Origin of the sequence: Mesorhizobium sp. WSM3626, assembly GCF_000513935.1 — a bacterium.
In the GTDB taxonomy this organism is placed as follows: domain Bacteria; phylum Pseudomonadota; class Alphaproteobacteria; order Rhizobiales; family Rhizobiaceae; genus Mesorhizobium; species Mesorhizobium salmacidum.
Map to the genome: position 1 here is coordinate 1 of NZ_AZUY01000002.1, position 13,042 is coordinate 13,042.

The 13,042-nt window shown below is 64.0% G+C and carries 12 protein-coding genes and 1 tRNA gene; 10 read left to right on the plus strand and 3 right to left on the minus strand.

Annotated features, from left to right (window positions below):
* Positions 1-1,548 precede the first annotated feature (1,548 nt).
* Positions 1,549-1,638, minus strand: a tRNA-Ser gene (locus M653_RS0101655).
* Positions 1,639-2,136: 498 nt separating this feature from the next.
* Between M653_RS0101655 and M653_RS0101660 the strand changes: the two genes are divergently transcribed.
* The 3 genes from M653_RS0101660 to M653_RS0101670 all read left to right on the plus strand — a co-directional run bounded on the left by M653_RS0101660 (position 2,137) and on the right by M653_RS0101670 (position 3,879).
* A complete protein-coding gene (locus M653_RS0101660; RefSeq protein ID WP_027141719.1) occupies positions 2,137-2,805 on the plus strand; it encodes a 50S ribosomal protein L21 in 669 nt (222 codons plus the stop codon).
* Positions 2,806-2,902: 97 nt separating this feature from the next.
* Positions 2,903-3,172, plus strand: coding sequence for a 50S ribosomal protein L27 (rpmA, locus tag M653_RS0101665; protein ID WP_015315190.1), 270 nt, complete (start codon positions 2,903-2,905; stop codon positions 3,170-3,172).
* Between the two features lie 119 nt (positions 3,173-3,291).
* Positions 3,292-3,879, plus strand: coding sequence for a GNAT family protein (locus tag M653_RS0101670; RefSeq protein WP_027141720.1), 588 nt, complete (start codon positions 3,292-3,294; stop codon positions 3,877-3,879).
* A gap of 184 nt (positions 3,880-4,063) precedes the next feature.
* On the opposite strand, the gene M653_RS0101675 is transcribed toward M653_RS0101670, so the two are convergent.
* Complete coding sequence (locus M653_RS0101675; protein WP_027141721.1) at positions 4,064-4,933, minus strand: endonuclease/exonuclease/phosphatase family protein; 870 nt, start codon at positions 4,931-4,933, stop codon at positions 4,064-4,066.
* 133 nt (positions 4,934-5,066) lie between these two features.
* On the opposite strand from M653_RS0101675, the gene obgE reads away from it, so the two are divergent.
* From obgE to M653_RS0101700, 5 genes are all read left to right on the plus strand, one after another.
* The gene (gene obgE, locus M653_RS0101680; protein ID WP_027141722.1) at positions 5,067-6,098 is read left to right on the plus strand and encodes a GTPase ObgE; all 1,032 of its coding nucleotides are present in this window, start codon (positions 5,067-5,069) and stop codon (positions 6,096-6,098) included.
* Between the two features lie 4 nt (positions 6,099-6,102).
* Positions 6,103-7,347, plus strand: a complete 1,245-nt coding sequence (gene proB / locus M653_RS01000000131945; RefSeq protein ID WP_245262042.1) for a glutamate 5-kinase — start codon at positions 6,103-6,105, stop codon at positions 7,345-7,347.
* 3 nt (positions 7,348-7,350) lie between these two features.
* Positions 7,351-8,637, plus strand: coding sequence for a glutamate-5-semialdehyde dehydrogenase (locus M653_RS0101690; protein WP_027141723.1), 1,287 nt, complete (start codon positions 7,351-7,353; stop codon positions 8,635-8,637).
* A 322-nt stretch (positions 8,638-8,959) separates the two neighbouring features.
* Positions 8,960-9,547 carry a nicotinate-nucleotide adenylyltransferase gene (locus M653_RS0101695; protein WP_027141724.1) on the plus strand — a complete coding sequence of 196 codons (588 nt, stop codon included), beginning with the start codon at positions 8,960-8,962 and terminating at the stop codon, positions 9,545-9,547.
* Positions 9,548-9,618: 71 nt separating this feature from the next.
* Positions 9,619-10,917, plus strand: coding sequence for an MFS transporter (locus M653_RS0101700; RefSeq protein ID WP_027141725.1), 1,299 nt, complete (start codon positions 9,619-9,621; stop codon positions 10,915-10,917).
* On the opposite strand, the gene M653_RS0101705 is transcribed toward M653_RS0101700, so the two are convergent.
* A complete protein-coding gene (locus tag M653_RS0101705) occupies positions 10,918-11,769 on the minus strand; it encodes a mechanosensitive ion channel domain-containing protein (protein ID WP_027141726.1) in 852 nt (283 codons plus the stop codon). It abuts the gene before it with no gap.
* 242 nt (positions 11,770-12,011) lie between these two features.
* Here M653_RS0101705 and rsfS point away from each other — a divergent pair, with 242 nt between their 5' ends.
* On the plus strand, positions 12,012-12,389 hold the full coding sequence (gene rsfS, locus M653_RS0101710; RefSeq protein WP_015315198.1) for a ribosome silencing factor: 378 nt from the start codon (positions 12,012-12,014) through the stop codon (positions 12,387-12,389).
* 82 nt (positions 12,390-12,471) lie between these two features.
* Positions 12,472-12,954, plus strand: a complete 483-nt coding sequence (gene rlmH / locus M653_RS0101715; protein WP_027141727.1) for a 23S rRNA (pseudouridine(1915)-N(3))-methyltransferase RlmH — start codon at positions 12,472-12,474, stop codon at positions 12,952-12,954.
* Positions 12,955-13,042: the final 88 nt, after the last annotated feature.

Consider the following 13,042-nt stretch of genomic DNA (forward strand, 5'->3'; position numbering starts at 1 on the left):
GTTGCGGCACGCGATACCGCGGAAAGGTCTCTGGCCGAGGCCAGGCAGACGATTGAAGGGGAGCGGCGGAAAATCGGGCTCCTGGAGCGTGATATCGCCGGGGCNCGTCAGTCCATCGAAGCGCTGGAGGCGAGCNCGAAGCTGGCAGNAACAACGCGGGCCGGCGCCATTCAGGGCAGCCAGCTTGCTGAAGTTGCTGNAAGGCAGGCTGGCGAGGCCCTCGCACAGGAACGCGAAAGAGCAAACGCGCTGGCGAGTGATCTTGCAACTGCTCGGCGGGAACGCGACGCCGCAAAGGAGGAATTGGCCCGGATATCGACGGCGTTCAACGAGGCGGCGGATCAGGAGCGCAAAAAAACCATTGACCTGNCACGCGACCTCGCTTCGGCNCGCAAGGACNTCNACNNCNTCAAGCGCTGGGNTGAGCGCTGCACCTCGCATATCGAAAACNNGGCAAAGGCACNCCCCNCNGATCGCGCANGNGCACATGCGCCCCGGCGCAGNTCGCTTAACCNGNGGCAGCAGNANGTCGGCAANGCGGAAGTGCCCAANTCGCGGGTCGTTCGNCTGACGACGATCACGCTGCCAGACGCGCTGCTTCCCACGCGACCCCCGNNTGAGGGGTTCAGTCAATGACAGNCGAGGATGGAGGATTGCGATGAGCAGATACGTCGCGGCCGTTTTCTCGATTGTAATCGCGACTCAACCTGCCATGGCTATTGAGGCAGGAGTTGGGGCCAAGGCCGGCAATGTGGGGGTTGGTACCAGTGTGGGCGTCGGCCAGAACGGGGCGTCAATCGGTATTGGCGCGAGCGTCGGCAGCGTAGGGGCCGACGCCGGAGTTTCGGTCGGAACAGGCGACGGCTCAGTAGGCGCAAGCGTTGGAGCCAGCGGCCAACTCAGTGGGCAAGGCGCCTCGTCCGAAAGTACCCCAGCAGGCGCTCCGCCAGGCAATACCCCTGGTCATCCCGCCGCCACGACCGCCCCGGCCGCCCCGGCCGCAGGCGTGCCACACATCTCCCTGCCACGCATCCTGCGGCCTTACGGCGAGGGTGGTCGCTCATCGGCCGTGACGGCAATCGAAGCAATACCGGGCACGCCGGGTGCAACTGTTCGCGCCTGCCGTGACGCGATTGCGTCGGCCGCCTCCCCGTTTGGCGTCGTGAGTATACGTGCGACGAGCGCAGGTTCCGTACGCCGTCTGAGCCGAGGCGCGGTCTCGGCCCCGATAGCAGTTCGCATACATTACAAAAGGCAAGGTGGCCCCGAGATCCGGCAGGCGCGGATCAGATGCCACCTGGACGCAACGGGTAAAGTGATCAGGCTGACATAGGGGTTCTGCCTTGTGCTCCGCTTGCCCCTAGGTGTTTAGTCCCGGCATTTGCTGGAGCGGATCTAGGGTGAAACGCTCGGGCTGTTCGCGGCAATAGCGCCGAGAAAAATCTCGTCGAACTCCTTGAGCTTGGCGGCACCGACGCCATTCACCTCCGCGAATCGTCCAGATCGCGTGGTCGGCGCTCGGCCATGTCGATCAGCGTCGTATTTATATGGCGGAGAGGGAGGGATTCGAACCCCCGATGGGCTTGCACCCATGCCGCATTTCGAGTGCGGTGCATTCGACCACTCTGCCACCTCTCCGCGGTCATGGTCGGCCGTTGCCGGCGCGGCGCACTAGATAACGGCTGAACGGGCAGGTTACAAGGCCAAATCCAGCGATATTTGGCTTGTCGGACAAGCAGTGGGTTCAGGCAGTGGGTTCAGGCAGTGGGTTCAGGCAGTGGGTTCAGGCAGTGGGCTCAGGCAGTGGCGTCAAGGTGGCGTCCGCCGCTCATCGGCGGGGTGCGGCATTGGTGGCCTTGGCAGTCGTCGCTGTCGTCACCGGGTTCTCCAGGGCGCGTATGCCTTGCCGTCGTTCCGCTGAGAAGCTTGCCACGTCCGCATCGCCGAGCGGCCAATAACAGTCTCGGCAAGGGCTACTTGCCTTGACTCCCACTCAATCTTCGGTTAGGGACAGCGCGCAATCGGCGTGGAGGGTTCTTCCGCGCCGCTTGTTTTTTGAACCCGCAGACTGACAAAAAGACGGCCGAACCGCCAGAGGCGGTTCATCAAGGCCGACCGAACAGCGAAAGGCAAAAAATGTTCGCAGTCATTAAAACGGGCGGTAAGCAGTATCGCGTTGCCGCCAACGATCTCCTGAAGATCGAAAAAGTCGAAGCCAATGTCGGCGATATCGTCGAGATCGGCCAGGTGCTCGCGCATGGCGAAGGCGAGAATGTCACGTTCGGCGCGCCGTTCGTCGATGGTGCTCTGGTCACCGCCGAAGTCGTCGAGCAGGGCAAGAACCGCACGGTCATCGCTTTCAAGAAGCGCCGCCGCCAGAATTCGCGCCGCAAGATCGGCCATCGCCAGCTTTTGACCACCGTGCGGATCTCCGAGATCCTGCTGGGTGGCGCCAAGCCGACGAAGACGGCAGCGGTCAAGGCGCCGAAGAAGGAAGCCAAGGCAGAGGCAGCCACCGAAGCGAAGGCGGAAGCCGCGCCGAAGAAGGAGCCCAAGGCCAAGGCAGCCGAGGCCGTCGCCGCGCCGCTGTTCAAGGCGCCGAAGGGCGAGCCGGACGACCTGACCGTGATCAAGGGCATCGGCCCGGTCGCCGCCAAGGATCTCGCCGAGCAGGGCATCATCACCTTCGCGCAGCTCGCCAAGCTGTCTGACAAGGATGTCGCCAAGATCGACGAGCACATGCCCTTCAGCGCCGAGCAGATCAAGGACTGGCGCGAACAGGCCAAGGAATTGGCGGCGAAGTAATTTTCTGGCGATTAGGTCGCCGGATCGGACTTGAAACGGAACGCGAACGCGTTCATAAGGCCTTTTAGGCGCCTTGCGGCGCAACGGAGTTAGTTAGATGGCACACAAGAAAGCTGGCGGCTCGTCGCGCAACGGTCGCGACTCGCATTCCAAGCGTCTGGGCGTGAAGAAGTTCGGCGGCGAAGCCGTCATCCCGGGCAACATCATCATTCGTCAACGCGGCACCACCTGGCATCCCGGCGTCAATGTCGGCATGGGCACGGACCACACCCTTTTCGCGCTCGAAACAGGCGCCGTGACGTTCAACAAAAAAGCCAACGGCCGAACCTACGTATCGGTCAATCCGATTACCAAAGCCGCGGAGTAGCCGGTTCCGCACTAGAACACCGGCGCCCATCTCGGGAACCGGTGTCTGGCAAAGCCAGGAAAAGGATCAGGGGAGATGGGTTTCCATCTCCCCTTTTCTTTTGCCTGGAGGACTTTGAAATGGTTGCCGAAGCGGAAGACTCAGAAGACGAAAGTTACGCGATAGATTGCCCGGTGCTGGTCACCGAGCGGCTGGTGATGCGGGCTCCAGACGAGCGGGATATCGGGCAACTGGTCGAGCTTGCCGACAACCGTCACGTCGCCGAGATGCTGGCGCGCATGCCGCACCCCTATGGCGAAGCCGAGGCTCGCGCTTTCCTCGCCATGACCAAGTCACGCCGCGCCGGCATCGCCTATGCCCTGACGCTGGCCGGCACCGACACTTTCGTCGGCTGCGCCGGGCTGAACACCACCGATCGCGGGCTGGAGCTCGGCTACTGGATCGGCGAGCCCCACTGGAAGCGCGGCTATGCGACCGAAGCAGCCCACGCGCTGGTCGATCTCGCTTTCCAGAGCACCTCGATCCAGGTGCTGCATGCCTCGACGCGGGTCATCAACCCGGCCTCGCGCCGGGTGATCCACAAGTGCGGCTTCCAGTATGCCGGCCAGGGCATGCTGAACTCGATCGTCGCCGGCCAGGTGCCGGTCGAGCGCTACCGGCTCGACAGGAAGACCTGGACTAGCCTGCGCAACTGGGTGCATTTTTGATGTGTGCTGATATTCAGGTGAGGCCGGCCTGCAAACGTTGATTTTCTCCGCTTCCGGTGCTCGCGTACGATAAGTACGCTCCGCTCCGGTTCTCGAAAACCAATGTTTTCGGCTCGGCCTGACCTGAATCTCAACACACATCGGGGGGCCAGCTCGATACCAAGGGTGCCGGGCTGGACTGGGCTCAACCCAGTTCGACCCAGACCGGCAGGTGGTCCGAACCGCTCGCCTTCCGGTCGACCCACAGGCGCTTCAGCGAGCGGGCCAGCGACGCGCTGGTGAAGATGTAGTCGATGCGCTTGTGGCGGGTGGTGTTGGCGGGGTCCTTTGGGTCGACCCAGGAGACGAGATCGTCGCCGGCGATATCAAGGCGCATGGCGGCATCGACGGCGAAGTCGGCGGTCAGCGGCATGCCGAATTCATGGTCCGGCCGGCCGGCGAGTTCGACATATTCGGGCGAACCGGCCAGCATGTTGAAATCGCCCATGCCGACAAAAGCTTCGGGATGCGGCAATTCCGGCAGGCCGATCTCGGCGACGCCGGACAGCGCGCCGCCTTCGAGCGCATAGTTCAACAGGCGCCGGCGCAGGAACTGGATCTGGCTGGCGCGTTCGACCGGGCTGCGGTGATCGAGATGAATGGAATAGAAGCGGATGAAACCAAGCGGCGTCTCGATCAGCGCCTCCAGCGCGCCGCGCTGGAAGTTCATCATCTCGAAGCTGCGGCTGCGCGGCAAAAGCAGGTTGCGCGACAGATGAATTGGCGTTTTCGACAACACCATATTGCCGAGCTGGAAGGTGGTGGTGATGGCGCGGCCGTCCTCGATGCGCGAGCCGATATTGGCCTCGAAATTGCTGCCGTAGACGGCGAAATATTCGGGCAGCGCCTCGCCGATCTCGGCGACCATGTCGCGGCTGCCGTTCCTGGGGTTGTTGCGGGTGACCTCCTGCAGGGCGATCACGTCGGCGCCGCGCACGGCATCGGCAATACGTCCGACATCGTAGCGCCCATCGAGGCCGATGCCGTATTGGATGTTGTAGGTTACAAGCTTCATGCCGCAATCTCTCCGGCCAACCCCACGCCGGCCATCGTCATAAAACGGCCTCGCCCTTCGCCGCGCCTTGGTTTAGAGCAAGGCCCAAGGTTTAGAGCAATGCCGCAAGGCCAATAAAAGAAACTGCGATCCCATGAAATTTCTCGATCAAGCCAAGGTCTATGTCCGCTCCGGCGACGGCGGCGCCGGTTCGGTGTCGTTCCGGCGCGAAAAATTCATCGAATTCGGCGGGCCGGATGGCGGCGACGGCGGCCGTGGCGGCGATGTCTGGCTGGAAGCGGTCAACGGGCTGAACACGCTGATCGACTATCGCTACCAGCAGCATTTCAAGGCCAAGACCGGCGTCCACGGCATGGGCCGCAACATGACCGGTGCCAAGGGCGCCGACGTCACCTTGAAAGTGCCGGCCGGAACGCAGGTCTTCGAGGAAGACAACGAAACGATGATCTGCGACATGACCGTGGTCGGCCAGCGCTTCCTGCTCGCCAAGGGCGGCAATGGCGGCTTCGGCAACCAGCATTTCAAGACCTCGACCAACCAGGCGCCGCGCCGGGCCAATCCCGGCCTGCCGGGCGAGGAGCTCAACATCTGGCTGCGGCTGAAGCTGATCGCCGATGCCGGTCTGGTCGGGCTGCCCAATGCCGGTAAGTCGACGTTCCTCGCCGCCGTCACTGCGGCCAAGCCGAAGATCGCCGACTATCCGTTCACGACGCTGCATCCGGGGCTCGGCGTCGCGCGCATCGACGCGCGCGAATTCGTCATCGCCGATATACCGGGTCTGATTGAAGGCGCGCATGAAGGCGTCGGCATCGGCGACCGCTTCCTTGGCCATGTCGAGCGCACGCGTGTGCTGCTGCATCTGGTTTCGGCGCAGGAAGAAAATCCGGGCAAGGCCTACAAGACCGTGCGCGCCGAACTCGAAGCCTATGGCCACGGACTGACCGACAAGGTCGAGATCCTGGCGCTGAGCCAGGTCGACACGCTCGACGCCGATGCGCGCAAGAAGAAGGTCGCTTCTTTGAAGCGGGCCGCCGGGCGTGCGCCGATGCTGCTGTCCGCTGTCACCGGTGAGGGCGTCGAGGCGGTGCAGCGCGCGCTGATGGCGGTGATCGCCGAAGCCCGCGCGCAAATTGCCGCCCCGGTCGAGACGCGCTGGGAAAAGTAGGACCATGCAGTCGCTCAGGAAATACCGGCGCATCACCGTCAAGATCGGCTCGGCGCTGCTCGTCGACCGGGCGAGCGGCCTGAAGCGCGACTGGCTCGACTCGCTCGCCGACGATATCGCCGTGCTTGCCAATGGCGGTGCCGAGATCCTGGTCGTATCGTCGGGCGCCATCGCGCTTGGCCGCACCATACTTGGCCTCGGCAAGCGTGCGCTGAAGCTCGAGGAAAGCCAAGCGGCGGCCGCCGTCGGCCAGATCGCGCTCGCCGGTGCCTGGTCGGACGCACTCGGCAAGGGTAGCCTGAAGTCGGGCCAAATCCTTTTGACGCTCGGCGACACCGAGGAGCGCCGCCGCTACCTCAACGCACGCGCGACGATATCGACGCTGCTCAAGATGAAGGCGGTGCCGGTCATCAACGAGAACGACACGGTGGCGACCTCCGAAATCCGCTATGGCGACAATGACCGGCTGGCCGCGCGCGTGGCGACGATGATGGGCGCGGACCTTCTGGTGCTGCTGTCCGACATTGACGGGCTCTACACCGCGCCGCCGGCCCGCGACCCGCAAGCCAAGTTCATCCCGGTGGTCGACCGCATCACGCCTGATATCGAGGCGATGGCGGGAGCCGCCGCGTCCGAGCTGTCGCGCGGCGGCATGCGCACGAAACTCGATGCCGGCAAGATCGCTACCGCCGCCGGCACCGCGATGATCATCACCTCGGGCACTAGGCTGTCGCCGCTGATGGCGATCGAACGCGGCGAGCGCGCCACCTTCTTCAAGCCGAGCACCAATCCTGTCAAAGGCTACAAGACCTGGATCGCCGGCCAGCTCGAGCCGGCCGGGCGGCTGACGGTCGATGCCGGCGCCATCGGCGCGCTCATTTCGGGAAAATCGCTGCTGCCGGCCGGCGTGAAACTGGTCAGCGGCAATTTCTCGCGCGGCGACACGGTGGCGATCCTGTCGCCCGAGGGCCGCGAGATCGCGCGCGGGCTGGTTGCCTATGATGCCGCCGATGCCGTAAGGATCGCAGGCCTGAAGACGGCCGAGATCGAGACGGTGCTCGGTTACGAGGCGCGTTCGGCGATGATCCACCGCGACGATCTTGTGGTGAGTCATTCCAGTGACCAAGTACGGGCCAGTGACCAAGTACGGGCCAGTGACCAAGTACGGGCCAGTGACCAAGTACGGGCCAGTGACCAAGTACAGGCCAGTGACCAAGTGCGGGCTGAAGGCGACATAAGCGGAGGATGAGCCATGCTGAAGCTGCATGAAAAATCCGGGGATGACACCGTGACGCTGATGGCCGACATCGGCCGCCGCGCCCGCGCCGCCGCCCGACCGCTGGCCATCGCCACCACCGCCGCCAAGAACGCCGCGCTTGCCGCCATGGCGGAGGCAATCGTCGCCCGGGAACGGGACATTCTCGATGCCAATGCCATCGACGTCCTGAACGGCGAGCAATCGGGATTGTCCGCATCCTTCATGGACCGGCTGAAGCTCGATCCGGCGCGCATCCGCGCCATGGCGGACGGCATTCGCGAAATTGCCGGGCTCAAGGATCCGATTGGCGATATCATCGCCGGGTGGGAGCGGCCGAACGGCTTGCGTATCGAGCGCGTGCGCACGCCGCTTGGTGTCGTCGGCGTCATCTATGAAAGCCGGCCGAACGTGACCGCCGATGCCGGTGCGCTTTGCCTCAAGGCCGGCAATCCGGTGGTCTTGCGCGGCGGTTCGGATTCGCTCAATTCCTCCTCGGCGATCCATGCCTGCCTGGTCGAGGGACTGAAGACGGCCGGGCTGCCCGAGGATGCCATCCAGCTGGTGCCGACCACGGACCGCGCCGCGGTCGGCGAAATGCTCAAGGGGCTTGGCGGCAATCTCGACGTCATCATTCCGCGCGGCGGCAAAAGCCTGGTCGGGCGGGTGCAGAGCGAGGCGCGAGTGCCGGTCTTTGCCCATCTAGAAGGCATCTGCCATCTCTATATCGACCGCTCCGCCGAGCTCGACATGGCGGTGCGGATCGCGGTCAACGCCAAGATGCGGCGCACGGGTGTCTGCGGTGCCGCCGAAACGCTGCTGGTCGACCGCGCCATCGCCACCACCCATCTGGTGCCGATTCTCGACGCGCTGCGCGCCGCCGGCTGTGAAATTCATGCCGATGCCGAGGTGTTGAAAGTCTTCTCCGACGCCAGGCCGGCGACCGATGCCGACTGGGTGACGGAATATCTCGACGCCATTATCGCGGTGAAGCTGGTCGACGGCATCGGCGGTGCGATCGATCATATCGAGACATTCTCCTCGCACCACACCGAGGCGATCGTCGCCGAGGACGCGAAGGCCGTCGAACGGTTCTTCAACGAGATCGATTCGGCAATCCTTCTGCACAACGCCTCGACGCAGTTCGCCGATGGCGGCGAGTTCGGCATGGGCGCCGAGATCGGCATCGCCACCGGCAAGATGCATGCGCGCGGACCGGTCGGCGTTGAGCAGCTGACCTCGTTCAAATACCGCGTGCGCGGATCAGGACAGGTGAGGCCTTGATGTCTTTCGCCCATCAGGCCTGAAACTTTGCGCCCAGGCACCCCCCTCCGTCCTGCCGGAGCCGGCCCTTCGCTGTCGCTCCGGGCGTTCGTTATTCGGAAAGCCAAGCAATTGGCTTTCCGTCCGCTTCGCGGACCACTCCTCACCCCCCTCAAGGGGGGAGATCGGCTGACATTTCCGGTTTCGCTGATCGTGGACGTTGCAAGATCCGCGGCTGCGATCAAACAGCCAATCTCCCCCCTTGCGGGGGAGATGGCAGAGGGGGGCGCCTAGCACTATGCTTTCGTCCCCTCAGCCCACGGTCTCTTCCGTCTACCTCAAGATGCCGCACGCCGAAAAAGGTCTCGCCGTCGGCCTGTTCGGCGGCTCGTTCAACCCGCCGCATGCCGGCCATGCGCTGGTTGCCGAAATCGCTTTGCGGCGCCTGGCGCTCGACCAGCTGTGGTGGATGGTAACCCCGGGCAACCCGTTGAAGAGCGCACGCGAGCTGGCACCGCTGGTCGAGCGGCTGCAGCTGTCGGAGAAGATCGCCAGGAATCCAAAGATCAAGGTCACGGCCTTCGAGGCGGCACACAATGTGCGCTACACCGCCGACACGCTGGCTCTGGTCAAGGCGCGCAATCCCGGCGTCGACTTCGTCTGGATCATGGGCGCGGATAGTTTGCGCGATTTCCATCACTGGCAGCGATGGCGCGAGATTGTGCTCACCTTTCCGATCGCGGTCATCGATCGTCCGGGCGCCACGCTGTCGTTCCTGTCCTCGGTGGTTGCCAAGACCTTCGACTACGCCCGCATTGACGAGGGCGACGCGCCGCTGCTCGCCCGCATGAAGGCGCCGGCCTGGACCTTCATCCACGGTCCGCGTTCCTCGTTGTCTTCGACCGCGATCCGGAAAATGACGAAGGGTTGAGCATCTCGTCCATCCGGCCATGTCGTTTTTACAGCGGCGCCCGCCTGACCGATGGGCGATGCTGATCAGCCATGGCGGTCCAAAAGAAAACCCACCCCAAAATCGATCCGAAACAGGGCAGTGCACCGACGCCGCTGATCGCGATTGCCAGCGTCATCGTGTCGATGGCGCTGATTGCCATCGGCAACGGGCTGATGTTCGCCTATATCCCCGTCCGGCTCGGCGTGGAGGGGTTCGACCCGGTCTGGGCAGGGCTGATCGTCACCGGCCTGTCGGCCGGCGGCCTTGCCGGCTGTATCCTGACCGGCCCGCTGGTGCGCAGGGTCGGCCACGCACGCGCCTTCATGGTGCTGTCGGCACTGATCGCGCTGTCCAATGTCGCCATCGGCGCCGGGCCGCATCCGCTGCTGTGGATCGTGGCGCGTGCGCTTTACGGCTTTGCCATATGCGGGCTGTTCATCGTCGCGCAGAGCTGGCTCAACGACACGCTGCCGAACGCCATACGCGGCCGGGTGATGGCGGTGTTCTACGTCGCCTACGTTGCCGGCCTTGGCGTCGGCTATGCGACGCTTGCCGTCATCGACATCCACACGGCCGCGGCGTCGTTGATCGGCATCACCTTCACCGCTCTGTCGATCCTGCCTGTCGGCATGACGCGCCTTGCCCAGCCGCCGGCGCCGCAGGCTGCTTCGGTGGCGCTGCGCCAGGCCTGGCGGATTTCGCCGGTCGGCGTCGCTGGCATGCTGGCGGTCGGCGGCCTGTCGATGATCATTTCCGGCTTTGCCCCCATCCATGCCACGGCCAAGGGTTATAGCCAGGCCGATGTGGCGCTGCTGTTGTCGGCAATGCCGGTCGGCACGCTGATCCTGCAGATACCGCTTGGCTGGCTTTCCGACCGCACTGATCGGCGTTACGTGCTTGCCGGCGCCGCGGCGCTCGCGGTCTTCGCCAGCGTGCTGGCCGTAGCCTTCGACGGCGGTGCGCTGATGGCCCTTTTGGTGATCTACCTGATCTGGGACGGGGCGGCGGAATCGATCTACGCGCTCTCCAGCGCGCATGCCGCCGACCGCGCCAGGAAGGATGAACTGCTTGCCCTGTCGAGCTCGATGCTGTTTGCCTGGTCGCTCGCCGGCTTCATCGTGCCAGGCATCGTCACGGCGCTTTCCGCCATCTTCGGCACGGCAACCTTCATCTATGTCGGCATCGTCATCGCCTCGGCATTCTGCCTGTTCGTGCTGTGGCGGGTGATCGCGGTGCGGCCCGTTCCGGCGGCCGCCACGGGCAGTTTCGCGCCGATGTCGGCGCAAGCACCGTTGCCGGTGGAACTCGCCTTCGCGCCGGACGAAGAGGCCCGCCGCAGGGGCGGTTGATTACTGCTTGCGGGTCTCGGGCGACGGTGCTTCCGGGGGTGGCAGCGGGATGGAGATGCCTTCGCTGTCGAAGGCCTGCTTGGCGCGTTTGGTCATATCGATCTGGGTGGCGAAGTAGTCCGCCGCCGCGGTCCAGTAGCGCAAGGTGAGCGAAACGGTCGTATCGCCGAGTGCGCCCACGAAGGCGATCGGCGCCGGTTCGCGGCGGATGCGCTTCTCGGCGCCGGCAATGCCAAGCAATGTCTTCTGCGCGCCGTCTATGTCGTTCCAGGAGCCGATGCTGAGCGTGATGTCGGTGCGACGCACGCCATTACGGGTGAAATTGCGTACCGGTTGGTTCCACAGCGTCGAATTGGGCGCCAGTATGTAGACGCCGTCGGCCGTCCTGAGCTTGGTGGCGAAGAGGCCGATTTCCTCGACCGAACCGGCAATGGCGCCGACCTCGACCGATTCGCCGATGCGGAACGGCCGCAGCGCCAGAAGCATGATGCCGGCGGCGATGTTCTGCAGCGTGCCTTGCAGGGCGAGACCGATGGCCAGGCCGATAGCGCCGATCGCGGCGATGATCGATGCGGTCTGCACGCCGAACTGGCCGAGCACCATGATGACGACGAGGATCAGGATGGCATAGCGGACGATCTTGGAAAAGAAATGCCGCAGCGTCGCGTCGAAACCGTGGATATGGCCGAGGCCAGCAGAGATCGAGCGCTCGGCGAGGTTGGCAACGATGTAGCCGACCACCAGGAGGATGACGGCGCCGATGGCGGAGAAGGAATAGGAAACGATCAGCGTACTCAGCTGCGCGAGCCCGGCCTGGACGGTGAGAAGGGTGTTTTGCGGGTCGATCGGCATGGTGGGATTCCGGTTGGTCGGTCAGCCGATAACCGCTGCGGAACGCCTGGGTTCCGATGTTTCTGCGTCTCGCGTGGAACAATATACCAGTCGGCGAGTTCGCGTGAGTTGGGGCTCCGTCTTGAAACTGCAACGGAACTCTGCCTATCTAAGAGGTGTCACCTGCTTCAAGGGGTGATTTGGTTGTTCTTGCTGCGAAAGGAAATACACTGAGAACAGCACTGCGGAAGAAGGCCGATATCATGCCTTCGCCGGCCAGGATCAGCGTAGACGACGCCGTGTCCCGCGCCATCAAGACAGTCCTTGCCAGTCTGGAAGACTCCAAGGCCGAAAATATTGTCTCAATCGACATTCAGGGAAAATCGAGCCTCGGCGACTACATGGTCGTCGCGTCGGGTCGATCGCACCGTCATGTCGCGGCTGTCGCCGATCATCTCCTCAAGGCGCTCAAGGATGCCGGCCTCGGCACTGCGCGCGTCGAGGGATTGTCCGGTGCCGACTGGGTCCTGATCGATTCTGGCGATATCATCGTCCATGTCTTCCGCCCCGAAGTCCGCGAATTCTACAATCTCGAAAAGATGTGGCAGGCGCCGGACCTCGAGGAAGAGACCCTCCACTAGGCCGCCTTTGTTGATGCATGCCATGCCGAAAAACCGGCTCCCGCCCTTGGGTGACATGCACTAGCGGCTTATAGAGGCGAGGATGAAGATTTCAGTTCATGCCGTGGGCCGAATGAAAGCCGGCCCCGAGCGGGAGTTGGCCGACCGCTATTTCGAGCGCTTCGCCAAGAGCGGACCAGCCGTGGGGCTCGAATTCGCCGGCATCACCGAGATCGCCGAGGGCCGCGCGCAGAGCGCCAGCGAGCGGCAGCGCGACGAAGGCTCGCGCCTGCAGGCGCAGCTGCAGCCAGGCACGGCATTGATCCTGCTCGATGAAAGAGGCAAGAGCCTGTCCTCGCAGGATTTCGCTGGCCGTATCGGACAGTTGCGCGATGGCGGACGCAAGGCGCTGGTGCTCGCCATTGGCGACGCCGACGGCCACGATCCGCCGCTGCGTGACCAAGCCGAGCTGGTGCTGTCGTTCGGGGCGCTCACCTGGCCGCATCAGCTGGTGCGCGTGATGCTGGGCGAACAACTCTACAGGGTGGCGACGATCCTGTCGGGCCATCCCTATCACAGATCCTGAAAGCCGCCGGGTCGCACCGAATTTAGCCCCAATGCCGCGTAAAATTCATTTTGGGGCTGCCTTTGCTTTGCAGGGTGTTATTGCGAAC